Annotated in this window: 17 protein-coding genes and 1 other RNA gene; 8 read left to right on the plus strand and 10 right to left on the minus strand. The window is 61.1% G+C overall.

Going from position 1 to position 16364, the window contains the following annotated elements; translation table 11 throughout:
• The first annotated feature begins 285 nt into the window (after positions 1 to 285).
• Positions 286 to 531, plus strand: coding sequence for a hypothetical protein (locus AC6LJY_RS15995; RefSeq protein ID WP_332613525.1), 246 nt, complete (start codon positions 286 to 288; stop codon positions 529 to 531).
• Positions 532 to 1057: 526 nt separating this feature from the next.
• Here AC6LJY_RS15995 and AC6LJY_RS16000 read toward each other — a convergent pair.
• A complete protein-coding gene (locus AC6LJY_RS16000; protein ID WP_006221896.1) occupies positions 1058 to 1534 on the minus strand; it encodes an Lrp/AsnC family transcriptional regulator in 477 nt (158 codons plus the stop codon).
• A gap of 156 nt (positions 1535 to 1690) precedes the next feature.
• Between AC6LJY_RS16000 and hppD the strand changes: the two genes are divergently transcribed.
• On the plus strand, positions 1691 to 2803 hold the full coding sequence (gene hppD, locus AC6LJY_RS16005) for a 4-hydroxyphenylpyruvate dioxygenase (RefSeq protein WP_046807628.1): 1113 nt from the start codon (positions 1691 to 1693) through the stop codon (positions 2801 to 2803).
• A gap of 114 nt (positions 2804 to 2917) precedes the next feature.
• Here hppD and msrA read toward each other — a convergent pair whose 3' ends face one another.
• The 3 genes from msrA to ilvD form a co-directional block, all read right to left on the minus strand.
• A complete protein-coding gene (gene msrA, locus AC6LJY_RS16010) occupies positions 2918 to 3472 on the minus strand; it encodes a peptide-methionine (S)-S-oxide reductase MsrA (RefSeq protein ID WP_046807627.1) in 555 nt (184 codons plus the stop codon).
• A gap of 76 nt (positions 3473 to 3548) precedes the next feature.
• Positions 3549 to 3884 carry a c-type cytochrome gene (locus AC6LJY_RS16015; protein WP_498136342.1) on the minus strand — a complete coding sequence of 112 codons (336 nt, stop codon included), beginning with the start codon at positions 3882 to 3884 and terminating at the stop codon, positions 3549 to 3551.
• On the minus strand, positions 3868 to 5553 hold the full coding sequence (ilvD, locus tag AC6LJY_RS16020) for a dihydroxy-acid dehydratase (RefSeq protein ID WP_120153816.1): 1686 nt from the start codon (positions 5551 to 5553) through the stop codon (positions 3868 to 3870). Before ilvD ends, AC6LJY_RS16015 begins: the two co-directional genes overlap by 17 nt.
• 132 nt (positions 5554 to 5685) lie before the next feature.
• On the opposite strand from ilvD, the gene lgt reads away from it, so the two are divergent.
• Positions 5686 to 6474 carry a prolipoprotein diacylglyceryl transferase gene (gene lgt / locus AC6LJY_RS16025; protein WP_046807624.1) on the plus strand — a complete coding sequence of 263 codons (789 nt, stop codon included), beginning with the start codon at positions 5686 to 5688 and terminating at the stop codon, positions 6472 to 6474.
• On the opposite strand, the gene AC6LJY_RS16030 is transcribed toward lgt, so the two are convergent.
• The 4 genes from AC6LJY_RS16030 to AC6LJY_RS16045 all read right to left on the minus strand — a co-directional run bounded on the left by AC6LJY_RS16030 (position 6449) and on the right by AC6LJY_RS16045 (position 8280).
• Positions 6449 to 7213 (minus strand): SIMPL domain-containing protein, encoded by a 765-nt coding sequence (locus AC6LJY_RS16030; RefSeq protein WP_046807623.1) that lies wholly within the window; start codon positions 7211 to 7213, stop codon positions 6449 to 6451. The two genes, lgt and AC6LJY_RS16030, sit on opposite strands and share 26 nt — an antisense overlap.
• A gap of 92 nt (positions 7214 to 7305) precedes the next feature.
• Positions 7306 to 7490, minus strand: a non-coding RNA gene (gene ssrS, locus AC6LJY_RS16035) — 6S RNA.
• Positions 7491 to 7522: 32 nt separating this feature from the next.
• Complete coding sequence (locus tag AC6LJY_RS16040; protein WP_006217444.1) at positions 7523 to 7834, minus strand: cell division protein ZapA; 312 nt, start codon at positions 7832 to 7834, stop codon at positions 7523 to 7525.
• Positions 7834 to 8280, minus strand: coding sequence for a hypothetical protein (locus AC6LJY_RS16045; protein WP_046807622.1), 447 nt, complete (start codon positions 8278 to 8280; stop codon positions 7834 to 7836). The genes AC6LJY_RS16040 and AC6LJY_RS16045 overlap by 1 nt, the downstream gene beginning before the upstream one ends.
• A gap of 478 nt (positions 8281 to 8758) precedes the next feature.
• Here AC6LJY_RS16045 and AC6LJY_RS16050 point away from each other — a divergent pair, with 478 nt between their 5' ends.
• The 4 genes from AC6LJY_RS16050 (at position 8759) to AC6LJY_RS16065 (ending at position 13492) form a co-directional block, all read left to right on the plus strand.
• On the plus strand, positions 8759 to 9223 hold the full coding sequence (locus tag AC6LJY_RS16050) for a tripartite tricarboxylate transporter TctB family protein (protein ID WP_314360825.1): 465 nt from the start codon (positions 8759 to 8761) through the stop codon (positions 9221 to 9223).
• 13 nt (positions 9224 to 9236) lie between these two features.
• Positions 9237 to 10742, plus strand: coding sequence for a tripartite tricarboxylate transporter permease (locus tag AC6LJY_RS16055; protein ID WP_104145126.1), 1506 nt, complete (start codon positions 9237 to 9239; stop codon positions 10740 to 10742).
• Between the two features lie 181 nt (positions 10743 to 10923).
• Positions 10924 to 12528, plus strand: coding sequence for a gamma-glutamyltransferase family protein (locus AC6LJY_RS16060; RefSeq protein WP_498136343.1), 1605 nt, complete (start codon positions 10924 to 10926; stop codon positions 12526 to 12528).
• A 58-nt stretch (positions 12529 to 12586) separates the two neighbouring features.
• Positions 12587 to 13492: an NAD(P)-dependent oxidoreductase gene (locus tag AC6LJY_RS16065; RefSeq protein ID WP_120153808.1), complete on the plus strand. Its 906-nt coding sequence runs from the start codon at positions 12587 to 12589 to the stop codon at positions 13490 to 13492.
• Positions 13493 to 13614: 122 nt separating this feature from the next.
• On the opposite strand, the gene AC6LJY_RS16070 is transcribed toward AC6LJY_RS16065, so the two are convergent.
• The gene (locus AC6LJY_RS16070) at positions 13615 to 14244 is read right to left on the minus strand and encodes an FMN-dependent NADH-azoreductase (protein ID WP_046807617.1); all 630 of its coding nucleotides are present in this window, start codon (positions 14242 to 14244) and stop codon (positions 13615 to 13617) included.
• A 199-nt stretch (positions 14245 to 14443) separates the two neighbouring features.
• Between AC6LJY_RS16070 and AC6LJY_RS16075 the strand changes: the two genes are divergently transcribed.
• On the plus strand, positions 14444 to 15379 hold the full coding sequence (locus tag AC6LJY_RS16075; protein WP_046807616.1) for a LysR family transcriptional regulator: 936 nt from the start codon (positions 14444 to 14446) through the stop codon (positions 15377 to 15379).
• Here AC6LJY_RS16075 and AC6LJY_RS16080 read toward each other — a convergent pair.
• Positions 15373 to 16302: a 2-hydroxyacid dehydrogenase gene (locus tag AC6LJY_RS16080; RefSeq protein ID WP_046807615.1), complete on the minus strand. Its 930-nt coding sequence runs from the start codon at positions 16300 to 16302 to the stop codon at positions 15373 to 15375. The two genes, AC6LJY_RS16075 and AC6LJY_RS16080, sit on opposite strands and share 7 nt — an antisense overlap.
• Positions 16303 to 16364: the final 62 nt, after the last annotated feature.

Genomic DNA, 16364 nt, shown 5'->3' on the forward strand with positions numbered 1-16364 from the left:
ATTCTTGGTCCGAATAAATCCGAACCAGGTCATACGTCGCTACTCAAAGGAAGTGAGGTATGTTCTTAAACTTGACGTCTAAGGTACTTCACTTCTAGTGAGCACTTGATTTCATTGTGCTTGTGAAACAAGCCAAGGTTTAACCCCAGACTTAAATCACAGTGCATCGCATCAAGCGCCCACACTTATCGGTTGTTTAATTGTTAAAGAGCGGCACTGCAAATTCGGTACTACAAACTGCTTACTGCTACCTGCTGATCCTGCCAGCGCTGCGCGGCTTTTGCCTTGCGTCGCTTGCTGTTTTCAGCAGCAGAGAGGCGAGATTATGAAGAAGTTTTTATCGCTTGTCAAGTCAGCTTCGTTCGCTTTCGCGCCACCGCCTTCTTGCCTGCGACCTCTTCAGGTCTGCTCTCTTTAGCAGCTATCGAAACATCAGAACCACCCATCCGGGTAAACCCTAAGTTTTCGGCAACTGCCAAGCCTGAAACTATAACACGACTTTTGCAGATTATGCAACCGGCTCTTGCCTAATTTGCATCCTATCTTGCAACCCCGCCACCGGCTTTCGCTAGGGCGACTCTGGAAACCAGAGGTCGGTTACTACTCAGGTGGCTTGCGATTTCGTTCCGGGTAAACCCTTACTCGTCATCACCAGCCAAGCCCAAGACTATAGCACGATTTTTGCAGATTGTGCAACTGGCTTTTGCCTGATTTGCACCCTTCCTTGCAATCCCACCTGACTGCCATCGCTGGCTGCTTGGCGGCAGGCCGGAGCCCGTCGTACTGCTACTGCTTGGCTTCGCGGTTCAAAAATGTCTGAACTGCGAAGGAGCGAGACTATAGCACGGAATTTTTGGCGTTCCGGCCAAGTTGACACCCGTTTTGCAGAAAAATGAACTTTTAAAGGGACGCACCCTCTTTGCGGCCGTCCGGAGCCATATCTTCGGAACCGTACGGAGGGCACCTAGTGCAGGCCCACGGGGAGCGCCCCTCTATGTCTACAGACGAAGCCTCTATATAGAAGGCGTCTATATATAGAGAGACATCAAAGACGCGCCTACAGACGCAGCTCCGTCGTTTCCTTGATTTGCTGAAGCGCAAAGAAGGAACGCATGTCGATGACTGCCGGGTGGCGCATCAGCGTGTCCATTGCGAACCGTGAAAAATGCGCCAGGTCGGCTACCTGTATCCGGAGAAGGTAGTCCATATCGCCAGACATCGCATAGCACTCGACTACCTCTGGCCACAGCTGTACGTCCCGTGCGAAGTCGCTCATTGGTGCGTGACTGGAACCGCTGTGCTTGTTCAAGCGTATGTTCACGTATGCCAACAGCCCCAGTCCGACCTTCTCGGCATCGATCAGGGCGACGTACTTTTTGATGAAGCCCTTTTCTTCCAGCCGTCGGACCCGTCTCAAGCATGGGCTGGGGGATAAGGAAACGCGGTCAGCCAGTTCCTGGTTGCTTAAGCGACCGTCGCGCTGCAGTTCGGCCAGGATCCTGAGATCTGTCCTATCAAGCTCGATATCAGACATTTATTGCCCCGAAGTTTTTCATTGCAGCAATATTATTGCCGAAGACCGGGGCTTCGAAGCCATCTTTGCAATTGTCTGCCCGTCGATCCTACCTACAATCTCCTTCTAGACTTGAAGAACAAGTCGTCCTGAAAAATGATGCAAGGGAGCAGACACATGAGCAGCGCATTCCAACCGTGGGACAACCCAATGGGCACCGCCGGGTTCGAGTTCATTGAGTACGCCGCGCCGGACCCCGCCGCGTTGCGCAAGGTGTTCGAACTGCTCGGCTTCAAAGCCATCGCCAAGCACCGCCACAAGGATGTCACGCTGTATCGCCAGGGCGGCGTCAACTTCCTGATCAACGCCGAGCCGGATTCCTTTGCACAACGCTTCGCGCGACTGCACGGTCCGTCGATCTGTGCGATCGGTTTTCGCGTGCAAGACGCCAATGCGGCATACAAGCGCGCCTTGGAACTGGGTGCGTGGGGCTTCGACTCGCACAGTGGTCCGATGGAATTGAACATTCCCGCCATCAAGGGCATCGGCGATTCGCTGATTTACCTGGTTGACCGCTGGACCGGCAAGGAAGGCCACGGCGGTATTGGCGACATCAGCATCTATGACGTGGACTTCGTGCCCGTGGACCCGGACAATGCGCAGGCCGACCTGAACCATCGCGGCGCGGGCCTGACGCTGGTGGATCACCTGACGCACAACGTGCACAAGGGCCGCATGGCCGAGTGGTCGGAGTTCTACGAGCGGCTGTTCAATTTCCGCGAAGTGCGCTACTTCGATATCGAAGGCAAGGTGACGGGCGTGAAGTCGAAGGCCATGACTTCACCTTGCGGCAACATCCGCATTCCGATCAACGAAGAAGGCACGGAAGAGAAAGGACAGATCCAGGAGTATCTGGACCTGTACCGCGGCGAAGGCATCCAGCATATCGCGATGGCCACGGATGACATCTACAGCACCATTGAGGCGCTGCGCGAGTCGGGCGTCGTGTTTCTGGATACGCCGGAAACGTACTACGAGCTGCTGGACCGCCGCCTGCCCAACCACGGCGAAGACGTTGCCCGTTTGCAGAAAAACCGCATCTTGTTGGACGGCGCGCCGGGTGGTGGCCTGCTGCTGCAGATCTTCACGGAAAACCAGATCGGGCCGATCTTCTTTGAGATCATTCAGCGCAAGGGCAACGACGGATTCGGCGAAGGCAATTTCAAGGCCTTGTTCGAATCGATCGAGCTGGACCAGATGCGCCGCGGCGTTGTGAAGAACGTCGAGTAATCGCTTCCCCTGCCGGCGCGCGGTGCTCATGCAGCGGCGCCGGCCTTGAAACCTCACCAAATGGTGAGGTTTTTTTTGCCCGCGGCACACGCGCGGGCACCGGCGAAGATGGGCTCAGCGCTTCAGGCGATCCTGGAATTGCTTGCGGAACTTCGCGACCTTGGGCGCGATCACGAATTGGCAATAGCCTTGTTCGGGATGCAAAGCAAAGTAATTGCTGTGGTAGTCCTCGGCTTGCCAGAACCGGGCCGGCGGCAACAGCTTGGTGACAATGGGCGCGTCATACACCTGCTGCGCCTCGACCTCGGCGATGACCGCCTCGGCCTGCTCGCGCTGCGACTCGTTCTGCCAGAAGATGGCCGACTCGTACTGCGGGCCAATGTCATTGCCCTGGCGCCCCGGCGTGGTGGGATCGTGGGTAGCGAAAAACACACGCAGCAAATCGCTGAACGACAACTCCGACGGGTCGAATTCGATTCGGGCCACTTCGATATGCCCGGTCTCTTTGCCGCACACTTGCTCATAGCTGGGGTTGTCGACGTGCCCGCCGCTGTAGCCGGGCAAGACGCTTTTGACTCCACGCAGATCGGCGAAGACCGCTTCGACGCACCAGAAGCAGCCGCCGCCAAGGACGGCGACCTCGTTGCCGGGGGAAGGTTGTTCTGCCATGACGATTCCTCTCTTATAGGCGACCCGTTCGTGGGCCGCGCCCCCGCGCATCGTGCGCGGGACGTAAAGATTAAGACTACTGCTTGGCGGGCGCCAGCGACAATATCCATTCGGCCAGCAGGCGGGCGTCTTCCTGGCTGACATGCGTTTGGGCAGGCATGGGAACCGCGCCCCACGCGCCACGACCGCCACCGCGAATCTTGCCGGCCAGGTAATCCACCATGGCGTCGCCCTGCCCGGCATAACGTTCCGCCACGCTCTTCAGCGGAGGCCCCACGCGCTTGGCTTCTACTTGATGGCAGGCCATACAGGCCTTGCTTTTGGCCAAATCCAGGCCGGTGGTTTGTGCCCGGACCGCGCCCGCGCTCAACACGCAGGCGGCGGCCACCCACAGACTAATCTTCAAATGCATCGGTAACTGCCCCACGGCTCGCGGTGCTGGCGAGCTTGCCGAATTTGGCAAGCACACCGCGTGTATAACGCGGCTTGGGCTGGACCCAGGCCTGGCGACGAGCCGCCAGGTCTTCGTCGCTGATGTTCAACTGCAGCAGCAGTTTGTGGGCATCGATGGTAACCGAATCGCCTTCCTGGATCAGGGCGATCGGGCCGCCAACGAAGGCTTCAGGCGCGACGTGGCCGACCACCATGCCCCACGTGCCGCCGGAAAAACGGCCATCGGTGATGAGCCCGACCGTTTCGCCCAGGCCCTGCCCCACCAGCGCAGACGTAGGCGCCAACATTTCGCGCATGCCCGGCCCACCCTTGGGACCTTCATAGCGGATGACAACGACGTCACCATCCTTGATCTGCCGCGCCATGATGGCCGTCATCGCGTCATCCTCGGAATCGAAGACGCGTGCCGGGCCGGTCATGACGGGATTTTTCAGCCCCGTGATCTTGGCCACACAGCCTTCCGGCGACAAATTGCCCTTGAGAATCGCCAGATGCCCTTGCGGATACAGCGCGCGGTCCAGCGGCATGATGACGTCCTGATCCGCGCGTGGCGTATCGGGTACATCCGCCAGCGTCTCTGCGATAGTCTTGCCCGTGATGGTGATGCAGTCGCCATGCAAGAGGCCGGCATTAAGCAGCAGCTTCATGACCTGCGGAATGCCGCCCGCACGATGCAGATCGGTGGCGACGTATTTGCCCGACGGCTTCAAGTCGCACAGAACGGGAACACGCTTGCGGATCCGTTCAAAGTCGTCGATGGTCCACGGCACCTCGGCGGCATGAGCAATAGCCAGGAAGTGCAGCACGGCATTGGTCGAGCCGCCAGTGGCCATGATGACGGACACGGCATTTTCAATGGACTCGCGCGTAATGATGTCGCGCGGTCGAAGATTGCGCCGCACCGCATCGACCAGGACACGCGCCGACTCGGCGGCCGACACGACTTTCTCGTCGTCCTCGTTGGCCATCGTGCTGGAATACGGCAGGCTCATGCCCATGGCTTCGAAGGCCGAGCTCATGGTGTTGGCGGTGTACATGCCGCCACAGGAACCCGAGCCAGGTATCGCGCATTTTTCGATTTGCTTGAAGTCGGCTTCGGGCATGCGCCCCATGGTGTATTCGCCCACTGCCTCAAACACGGACACGATGGTCAGGTCGTTGCCTTTGTAATGGCCGGGCTTGATGGTGCCGCCATAGACGTAGATGCCGGGCACGTTCGTGCGCGCCAGGGCGATCATGCCGCCCGGCATGTTCTTGTCGCAGCCGCCGATGACCACCACGCCATCCATCCACTGGCCTTGCGCAGCGGTCTCGATGCAGTCAGCGATAACCTCGCGCGACACCAGTGAATACTTCATGCCCTCGGTACCCATCGACATGCCATCGGATATGGTGGGCGTGCCGAACACCTGGGGATTCGCGCTGGATGCGCGGATGGCATCGATGGCCGCGTCCGCCAACCTTTGCAGGCCGCTGTTGCACGGCGTGATCGTGGAATGGCCGTTAGCCACGCCGATCATGGGGTTGTCGAAGTCGGCTTCCTTGTAGCCAAGCGCGTAGTACATGGCGCGGTTGGGCGCGCGCGCGACGCCATGGGTGATGTGGCGGGAACGTTCATTGTTCGGCATGGTCTGTCTCTCCTGTCGGCCGTCGGGGCGCGGACATGGCGAACGCACCCAGGGAGCTGGCTCGCTTGCACGCATGCGAATCTTCAGTGCTCGCCGGTTATTATCATTCAACTTTATTGTGTCGGGCAGAACATGCTGCAATATCCAAAATTCGATCCCGTAGCCCTGCAGATCGGGCCGCTGGCCATTCATTGGTACGGGCTGATGTATCTGGCGGGTTTCGCCCTGGTGTATGTGCTTGGGCGTCGGCGCATCACAAGCGGCCACACCACGTCGCTGAACATGCGCGACCTTGAAGACCTGATTTTTTACAGCGTGCTGGGCGTGGTGCTGGGTGGCCGGCTTGGCTATGTGCTGTTCTACAAGCCTGCGTACTACTTGGCGCATCCGCTGGAAGTCGCCTATCTATGGCAGGGAGGCATGTCGTTTCACGGCGGGCTGATAGGCGTGATCGTCGTCATGCTGCTGTTCGCCCGCAAGAAGAAGCTGCCGTTTTTCGCCATCAGTGATTTCATCGCGCCGCTGATCCCGCTGGGTCTGGGTTTTGGCCGACTGGGCAACTTCATCAATGGCGAGCTTTGGGGTCGTCCGACCGATGTGCCGTGGGCCATGGTGTTCCCGGACAGCGGCGACGGGCTGGCGCGCCATCCGTCCCAATTGTATGAGCTGGGCTTGGAAGGCATCGTGCTGTTTGCATTGCTGTGGTGGTTTTCCAGCAAGCCGCGCCCGCTGGGGCAGGTTAGCGGGCTGTTCCTGATGGGCTACGGAACGTTCCGCTTCCTGGTGGAATTCACCCGCGAGCCGGACAACTTTCTTGGCCTGCTCGCGGGGGGCTTAAGCATGGGACAGTGGCTGTCCGTGCCGATGGTCGCCTTGGGCGCCATCATGTTCACCCTTACTGCAAAACGATCGTCCCGTTAACAGCGACGCTGACCGTGACGTCTCCCGCTTCCAGCGGGACGTCCGGGCTGAAGCCGCCGGAAGCGTCTTTAGCCATGGCGGCCGCGCCCAGCATGCGCGGCATCGGTACCGGGCCACCCGAACCACCAAGCTCGAGCTTGGACAGGCGATAGCCAGAAAAGCCGAACGCGTTTGCCGCGGCCAGGGCACGATCCTTGAACGCCTGCGCCGCTTCTTTCAGCAGCTTGCGTTCTTCGGCCTCGCGCGCTTCACGCGACAGCGAAAACGCGATGTTCGAGATGGCGGTCTTATCCGATAGCTTGGACGCCAACGCGGCCGCCGCATCGAAGTCCTTGGACTCCAGCACCACTTCGCCCTGGCCTCGCCAAGAACTGATCTTGCCCTTGCTGTTCGTGTTCGGCCACACGTTGAAACCGCCCGTGCGGACGTCAACGCCCTTGGTGTCACGCGCGCGCTTGACGACGTCATCCAGGATGGCCGTCAGCTTCTTGCCCGCCGCAGGCTGATCGGGGGCATCGACTTCAGCAGTCAAAGAAATGCGAACGGTGTCCTGCTTGACCTCGGATGAGGCTGCAGCTTGCAGCGTCATTTCGGGAGAACGATTCGTGGACGATTCCGCTGCTGCGGGCGCCACGGCACCTTGCGCTTGTGCGTATGCCGGTTGCACGGCGGCGATGGCGGCCACGGCTGCGCACGCTGCGCCGAGTTTCGTCAGCGAAAAAACAGGGTGTTTGAACATGGACGGGTCCTAGGAAAGAGGACAGAGGGGAAGAACTTGGGGGATTTTTGGCACCCGACGCGGACCTGCGCTGTTGGCAGGCCCGCTGGGATAGATGCCCCGCCTGTGCCGTCAAGGCCGGCATCTCGAACCCTGAGGTTCAAGGTGGTCGCGTTCCGAAGAGCGTCGGGTTCGTCTACGAGAGACAATCACTCCAGCTCTGCACTCCCGCAACCAATATGCCAAAAGACATAGGTTCAGAGAATGTATGGCCTAGTCACGGACACGGCAGGGACAAACTGAAAATTCTTGAATACCGCTTTATGAACGTTAGAGCAGTTTTTCCTGACCCGACAAGGCGTCATCGAGTACTGCGTTCATGTCCTCAATTCTACGCTTGAAGTCGCCAACCGCCAAACCCCCTAGCGGACCATCGGGCGCTTTCATCGCAAGCAGCTCGCCGGCGACTTGCAAAGCGGCCATGACGGCAATGCGTTCGTTGCTGGAAATCTTGCCGGTTCCCTGGATGCGCAGCATCAACTGGTCGACATGACGCACGGCGGCCATCAACGTGGGCTTCTCTTCAGCAGAGCAAGCCAGTGAATAGTCGCGTCCTAATATGGTTACGTCTACGCGTTCCATCAGTGTTGCTCTCCAGACGGTGCGCCCGGCAGGCGGGCCAGCACGGCGTCAATGCGCTCGCGGGCCGAAGCGGCGGCCACGCGCAAGCGCTGTAGTTCGTTGTCGCGAGATTGCAAGGTGCCTTGCAGTTCGGATTCGCGGGCGGCAAAGCGCGACTCAAGCGCTTGGCGTTCGGCGGATTCGCGGGCAAGCTGCTCGCGCAGGGCAACTTCCGCCTGCTGGGCTTGCTCGAGCATTGCGGTGACGGCGCCGTCGTGATCCTGAAGCTTGGTTTTCAACGTGACGATGTCAGCCTCGCGCTCGGCGGCGCGCTGCTTCAGCACACGCTGTTCAGCTTCGAAGTCGTTCAAGCGTAGGCGCAACGCATCACGCTCTGCGTGGAGTTGGCGGGTGCGTTGCACCAGTTGCCCGATTCGGGCGGCGAGTTGGTCTAGATCTTGCAGCATGGGCGCTATCGTAAACCATCCTGAGGTAGACCGGGCCTCTTCACGCAAGGTGAGAAACCCGGCAATATTCGGTAGGAATTACGGTTGTGATGTCGGCGGCGCGAGGCTAACCGATTCCGGCCCAAGAAGAAAAGTCCCTCCTCCAAAATCCCCGCATCCGGCCGATCCGGCTTTCGCATTTCTTTCTATAAACTTTCACTTAGCTTTCAAAAAGCCCTCAATCTTCCCGCGCCGTTACATCTCGGGGTCGGGAGTACCCGAATTCTAGGGAAAACCCCAGCCTTTCACGGACCTTACAGGGTTTGCAGCGTGGCAGGCGTCCATTACCATTCGCCCTTTCAAGAAACCACGCCGTCGCTTTCAGAATAACTAATGGCACCCTGAAGTGCCTTTTTTGTGCCTGTCACTCGCCTTTCGGCGAGTCCCCTCCGGCTACAAACTTTTTTATCTACATGCTGTAAACAGGAGCCAACCAATCATGCAGCTACGCAATCGACAGGACTTCTGGTCTGGGGTGATGTTCATCGCCCTTGGACTGGGATTCGCCTGGCAGGCCAGCAGCTACCAAATGGGTACTGCTGCCCGAATGGGCCCAGGGTACTTTCCTTTCTGGCTAGGCATTGTTCTGGCTTTGCTGGGCGCCATCGTGCTGCTTGGCTCGCTTTCCAAGAAAGCGCACGAAACGCACATCGACAAGTTCGACTGGCGCATCGTTTTTCTCGTCGTGGGTTCGGTCGTCTTGTACGGCTTCATCCTGAAGCCGCTGGGCATCTACCTTTCGGTATTCATCCTGGTTGTCGTAAGCAGCCTGGCCAGCCATGAGTTCAGCTTGAAGGTCGCCGTCGCCAACGCGATCTTCCTGGTGGTGTTCTCGTATCTGGCATTCGTCAAGGGGCTGGGGCTGATCTTCCCGCTGTGGCCGTCCTTTCTGGGCATGAACTAAGGAGCAACCGGTCATGGAATTGTTTGACAACCTGATGTTGGGCTTCTCGGTGGCGTTCACGCCCGAGAACCTGGCCTATGCACTGCTGGGCTGCATTCTGGGCACGCTGATTGGCGTGTTGCCGGGTATTGGCCCGGTCCCGACCATCGCGATGCTGCTTCCGATCACGTATGTGTTGCCCCCGATTGCCGGCCTGATCATGCTTGCAGGCATCTATTACGGCGCGCAATACGGCGGCTCGACCACGGCAATTCTTGTGGCGCTGCCAGGGGAAACGTCCGCGGTGGTGACCGTGCTGGACGGCCACCAGATGGCCCGTAACGGCCGTGCCGGTGCCGCCTTGGCTATCGCTGCACTGGGCTCGTTCTTTGCCGGTTGTGTGGCCACGCTGCTGTTGGCCGCGTTCGCGCCTCCGCTGGCTGAAGTGGCCTTCAAGTTCGGCCCCGCCGAGTACTTCTCGCTGATGTGCCTGGGTCTGGTCGGCGCCGTGGTGCTGGCTTCGGGCTCGCTGCCCAAGGCGATCTCGATGATCATCCTGGGCCTGCTGTTGGGCATGGTCGGCACCGACGTCAACTCGGGCGTTGCCCGCTTCGACTTCGGCATCCCCGAACTGCAAGACGGTATCGACTTCGCCATCGTGGCCATGGGTGTGTTCGGCTTTGCCGAAATCATGACCAACCTGGAGCAGAAGGAAAACCGCGTCGACATCACCGACAAGATCGGCTCGCTGTACCCGAACAAGCAGGAATTCAAGGAAGCCGCTCCCGCCGTGCTGCGCGGAACGGCCCTGGGTTCGGCCCTGGGTATCTTGCCTGGCGGTGGCGCCGTGCTGTCGTCCTTCGCTTCCTACACCCTGGAAAAGAAGATCTCGAAGAATCCGGAACGCTTCGGCAAGGGCCACCCGGCCGGCCTGGCGGGCCCGGAATCGGCGAACAACGCCGCGGCACAAACCTCGTTCATCCCGCTGCTGACGCTGGGTATCCCGGGTAATGCCGTGATGGCGCTGATGGTCGGCGCAATGACGATTCACAACATCCAGCCCGGCCCGCAAGTCATGACGAGCCACCCGGAGCTGTTCTGGGGCCTGATCGCCTCGATGTGGATCGGCAACCTGATGCTGGTGGTGCTGAACCTGCCGCTGATCGGCCTGTGGGTCAAGCTGCTGAAGGTGCCCTACCGCATCCTGTTCCCGGCAATTCTGGTGTTCTGCACGATCGGTGTGTATTCGTTGAACTACAACTCGTTCGACATCTTCACAACGGCCATCTTCGGTGTCATCGGCTACGTGTGGTCGAAGCTCAAGTGCGAAGGCGCACCGCTGCTGCTGGGCCTGGTTCTGGGTCCCATGATGGAAGAGAACTTCCGCCGTGCATTGCTGCTGTCGCGTGGCGATTTCAGCACCTTCGTGACGCGTCCGCTGTCGGCATCGTTGCTGGCCGTGGCTGCCTTCCTGGTGATCCTGGTGGCCCTGCCCGCCATCCGCAAGAAGCGCGAAGAGACCTTCGTCGAAGAAGAGTAAGACGCGAACCCGCCGCCTTGCGCGGCGGTGTCGGCGCTATCCAAACCCCTGGGCTTGTCCCAGGGGTTTTTTTATTGGGCTGACCTGGCGAAAGCTGCCAAAGGCTACGCAGGACTACGCCCCGCCGGGTTCGGGAAGCCGCTACGGTAAAGTACGGGTTTACCCCACGCGATGATTCGGCATGAATTTCGACTGGAACAACCCCTACCCCACCACCCGCATTCCCGTTTTCGCCCGCAACGTCGTCGCCACGTCGCAGCCACTGGCGGCGCAGGCGGGCTTGCGCATCCTGGCCCAGGGCGGCAATGCCGTTGACGCGGCCATCGCCACCGCCGCGACCCTCACCCTGACCGAACCGGTCAGCAACGGCCTGGGTTCCGACTGCTTCGCCGTCATCTGGGACGGCGCCAAGCTTCATGGCCTGAATGCCTCCGGCCCCGCCCCCAGCGCCTGGAATGTGGATTATTTTCGGCGCAAGCATCAAGGGGCGATTCCCATGCGCGGCTGGGACAGCGTCACCGTGCCCGGATGCGTGGCCGGCTGGGCCGCCTTGCATGAAAAGTTGGGCAAGCTGCCGTTTGCCGAGGTGTTGGGCCCCGCCATCGAATACGCCGAACGCGGTTACGCCGTGTCTCCCGTCGTGCATGAAAAATGGGCGGCGCAAGCTGACCTGCTACAGCCCCAACCGGGCTTTGCCGACCATTTCCTGCCGCGCGGCCGGGTTCCCCACGTGGGCGAACATTTCGTGTTGGCGGGCGCCGCCGCTACCCTCAAGCGCATTGCCGCAACAGGCGGGCGCGATTTCTACGAAGGCGAAACCGCGCACAAGCTGGTGGCACACGCGCAGGCGCACGACGCGGCGCTGACCTTGGCGGACCTGCGCGATTATTCGCCCGAATGGGTAGCGCCCATCAGCCAGCCGTACCGTGGCCATACACTGCACCAGATTCCCCCCAACGGCCAAGGCATCGCGGCCCTGATCGCGCTGGGTATCTTGCAGAATTTCGACCTGGCCGCGCGCCCTGTCGATCATCCCGACACCCAGCATCTGCTGATCGAAGCCATGAAGCTGGCGTTCGCCGACGTTTATGCCCATGTCGCCGACTCCCGCCACATGCGCATGACGCCCGAGCAAATGCTGCGGCCCGATTACCTGGCTGAACGCGCACGCCTGATCAATCGAAACGCGGCCCAGGACTTCCTGTCCGGCCATGCACCGCAAGGCGGCACGGTGTACCTGACCACCGCCGACAAGAGCGGCATGATGGTCAGCTTCATTCAATCGAACTACATGGGCTTCGGTTCGGGAGTGGTGGTGCCGGGCACCGGCGTCAGCCTGCAAAATCGCGGGCACTGCTTCAGCACCCGCCCAGAGCACCCGAATGTGGTGGCCGGCGGCAAGCGCCCTTTTCACACCATCATTCCGGCGTTTCTGATGCGGGACGGCGCGCCGGTAATGAGCTTTGGCGTCATGGGCGGCAACATGCAGCCGCAGGGGCAGGTGCAGACGCTGGTGCGCATGCTGGACTACGGCCAGCAGCCGCAAGCCGCCTGCGACGCACCGCGCTGGAAGTGGAACCACGGGCTGACCATCGACGCCGAAGCCACTCTGTTGCCCGCGGTGGCCCAAGGCCTGCGCGCGCGTGGCCACGTGCTGGAAAGCGTAGACGACCCTTACATGGACTTCGGATCCGGTCAGTTCATCTGGCGGCTGGGGGATCCTGCCGTTGATGGCTATGTCAGCGCCAGCGATAGCCGACGCGATGGACTCGCCGCCGGCTTTTGATTGCGTTAAGGTTAGTGTCCTCGGACAGACCTTACTCACATAGAGCGGAGTTTCCTGCATGGCAACGATCGGTACCAAGAGCTACGACGCGGTCGTAGCCCAGAAAGTCGCTTTTCTCGGCCTGGGCGTCATGGGTCTGCCCATGGCCGGCCACCTGGCCCGCGCGGGCCACACCGTGACGGTGTACAACCGCACGCCCGCCAAGGCGCAAGCCTGGGCCGCTGAATTCGGCGGCGGCCACGCAGCCACGCCACGTGAAGCCGTGGCCGGCGCACAAATCGTGTTTGCCTGCGTGGGCAATGACGACGATCTGCGCAGTGTGGTCCTGGGGCCTGACGGCGCTTTTGCGGGCATGGCGCCGGGCGCCGTGTTCGTCGATCACACCACCGCGTCGGCCGACGTTGCCCGCGAGCTCTACGCACAGGCCAAGGATCTGGGCCTGAACTTCGTGGATGCGCCCGTCTCGGGCGGGCAGGCCGGCGCCGTCAACGGCGTTCTGACCATCATGTGCGGCGGCGAAGCCGCGGTGTTCGACGCCATCAAGCCGGTGGCGCAGAGCTTCGGCCGCGCGGTCACGTTGGTAGGCCCCCCGGGCTCTGGGCAATTGGCCAAGATGGTCAACCAGATCTGCATTGCGGGCATCGTGCAGGGCTTGTCCGAAGCCGTGGCGTTTGGCCAGGCTGCCGATCTGGATATGAAGCTGGTGCTGGACGTGATCAGCAAGGGCGCCGCGCAAAGCTGGCAGATGGAGAACCGGGGCGGCACCATGGTCGACGACAAATTCGAATTCGGATTCGCGGTCGACTGGATGCGCAAGGACTTGGGGTTGGTGCTGGCCGAGGCCCGCAACAACGGCGCCCGTGTGCCGGTGACGGCATTGGTGGACCAGTTTTATGGCGACGTCCAGAAAATGGGCGGGGGTCGTTGGGATACTTCCAGCCTGGTGAAGCGCCTGCGCGACTGAGCGTTGCGCGGGTAACGTCGCCGGAACGCGGCGACAAAAAAGGCGAGCCGGTTGGCTCGCCTTTTGTTTCTACATCATGGCATCACAACATCACGACACCCGTGACTGCCTGCATCCCGCGATCAGGCTGCCAGGCCCGCCGGTGCCGAATCCAGGACCAGTGCATCGATGCGCTGCTTGGCCAAGGTCACCCCTTCCAAGGCTGCCACTTCGCCCATCGCCATGCCTTCGGCCGCGATGAACGTCACGGCGTCCATGCCCAGGAAACCCAGCATCTGGCGCAGGTACGGTGTCATCGTGTCGGACGGCGTGCCCTCGGCCTTGCCGCCGCGGGCCGTCAACACGAACACCTGCTTACCCTTGACGAGGCCTTCCGGCACGCCTTCGGGCGTATAACGGAACGTGACGCCAGCGCGGGCCACGTAGTCCAGGTAGCTCTTGAACTGCGCCGGCAAATTGAAGTTGTACACGGGCACGGCGAACACGATGCGGTCGGCTTCCATCAGTTCCGCGACCAGCGAATCGCTCAACTCAACGATGCGTTGCTGTTCCACGGTGCGGGCATCGGCGGGCGTGAACAACGCACCGGCCGTGTTGCCGTCAAAGTACGGAATCGGTTGTGCGCCGATGTCGCGAACTTTCACGCTGGCGGCGGGGTTGGCGGCCTTCAGGCGGGCGATCAGGTGGTCAGCCAATTCCTTGCTGTGCGAACGGTTGCCGAGGATCGAGGAAAGGATAACAAGGGTCTTCATAGCGAATTTCTCCAGTTGGCCCGCCAGGGGCGGGCGTCGGAATCTGACAGCGCCACATCCGGTTCAAAGGGAAATCCGGACTGGGGCTGGGCGCCGGGTGGCGGTGGCAGATCCCGAATGCATGGCGTCACTGTAGACCGGTTCATTATTCGCATAAACGGGGATATGATGAACTGTTCGTTCCAGGAATAGAACAATCATGCAAGATCTAAACGACCTCTATTACTTTTCCCAAGTCGTTGAGCAGGGCGGATTCAGCGCCGCCGCCCGCGCGCTGGACATTCCCAAATCCCGCCTATCCAGGCGGATTTCGCATTTGGAGGAAAGCCTGGGCGTACGCCTGCTGCAACGCACGACACGACGCCTGCGGCTGACTTCCGCCGGGGAACGGTATCTGCACTACTGCCGTGAAATGGCGGCGTCCGCGCGCGCCGCCGACGACGCCATGCGCCAACTGCAAGCGGAACCGGCCGGCCCCGTCATCGTAAGTTGCCCGGTGTCGATTGCGCAGGACGTGCTGGCGCCGCTGTTGCCCGAATTCCTGGATGCGTGGCCGGCAATTTCCGTGCAGTTGCTGGTAACGAACCGGCGGGTTGACCTGATCCGAGAAGGCGTGGACCTGGCGTTGCGAGTCCGAACCAAGCTGGACACCGACGCCGAGCTGGTCGTGCGCCATCTGGGCACGGCGCGCGGCACGCTGGTGGCCAGCCCCGGCTACTTGCAGCGCCGGGGCAGCCCGGACACGCCACAAGATCTGGCCTCGCACACCACGTTGAGCTTTTCCGACCCGCAGAACGAAGTGCGATGGCCGCTGCGCAATGACAAGGGCGAAGAAGTGCAGATCGAGCTGAAGCCGCAGCTATCGTGCAACGACTTCATTGTGCTGACCGAAGCAGCCGTGCGTGGGCGTGGCATTGCACTCTTGCCGTCTATCGCCACGCAAGAACAGCTGCGCCGTGGCCAGTTGGTGCCGGTGCTGCCGCAATGGCAATCACCGGAGGGCATCGTCCATTGCATCTATCCATCGCGGCGGGGCATGATGCCCGCCGTCCGGACGCTGTTGGATTTCCTGTCGCAACGCCTGCCTTCGATGTACCAGCGGCTGGAAAAAGCCGTGACGCCCGCGACTCAGTAGCCGCGCGTGCGCTCGACCACGCCGGTGATGGCTTCGCCGCGCATCAGTTGAGCGACCTTGCCCGCAATCTGCTCGATGCTTTCGTCGCGCAACGTACGGGCCGCGATGTGCGGCGTGACGTGCACGCGCGGGTCGCGCCAGAAAGGATGATCGCGGGGCAGCGGCTCGGTGTGAAAAACGTCAAGCGTCGCGCCGGCGATCTCGCCTTCTTCAAGCATCTGCACCAGATCCTCTTCAACCAGATGCTCGCCACGGCCGACGTTGACCAGGTGCGCCTCGGGCAGCAATTGCGACAGCGTCTCGCGGTTGAGGATACCGCGCGTGTCGGGCGTCAGTGGCAACACATTGACCAGAAAGCGCGTGCGGGCCAGGAAGGCCGGCAGCGCGGCTTCGCCGGCAAACGATTCGACGCCGGCAATCTCGCGCGGCGACCGTGACCAGCCCGCCACCGGGTAGCCAAACTCCGCCAGGGTTTGCGCCACACGCGCGCCCACCTGACCCAGCCCCAACACGCCCACCGGCCAATCCGACTGTGCGGTGCCTTCACGCGTGTCCCAATGCTGACGGGCCTGCGCTTCGTCAAACGCCTGGAAATCACGCGACACGCGCAGCAGCGCGTACAACGCATATTCGGCCATCTGCACCGACATACCGGCGTCTTCCAGACGCACGATACGCACGTGCTCGGGAATCTCGGGCATCTTCAACAGGGCGTCTACGCCCGCCCCCAGATTGAACAGCGTCGTGATGCCCGTCTCGTGCTTGAAAAGCTCGGCCGGAGGACGCCAGACCAGCGCCACTTCGGCGCCTGACGGCGGGCCATCGGGATTCCACACCGAGATGCGGCACCCGGGCATCGCGGCTTCCAAAGGCGGCACCCAAACGTCGGGATCGTGGTGGGGGCAAGCGAAAAGAATATGCATGTTGGCGGCTCTGCAAGGCGTTTCGGAAACCGCAAGCATGCAGGATGGCGTCACACAAATCA

The sequence above is a fragment of the Achromobacter sp. RT286_PF genome (assembly GCF_059760425.1).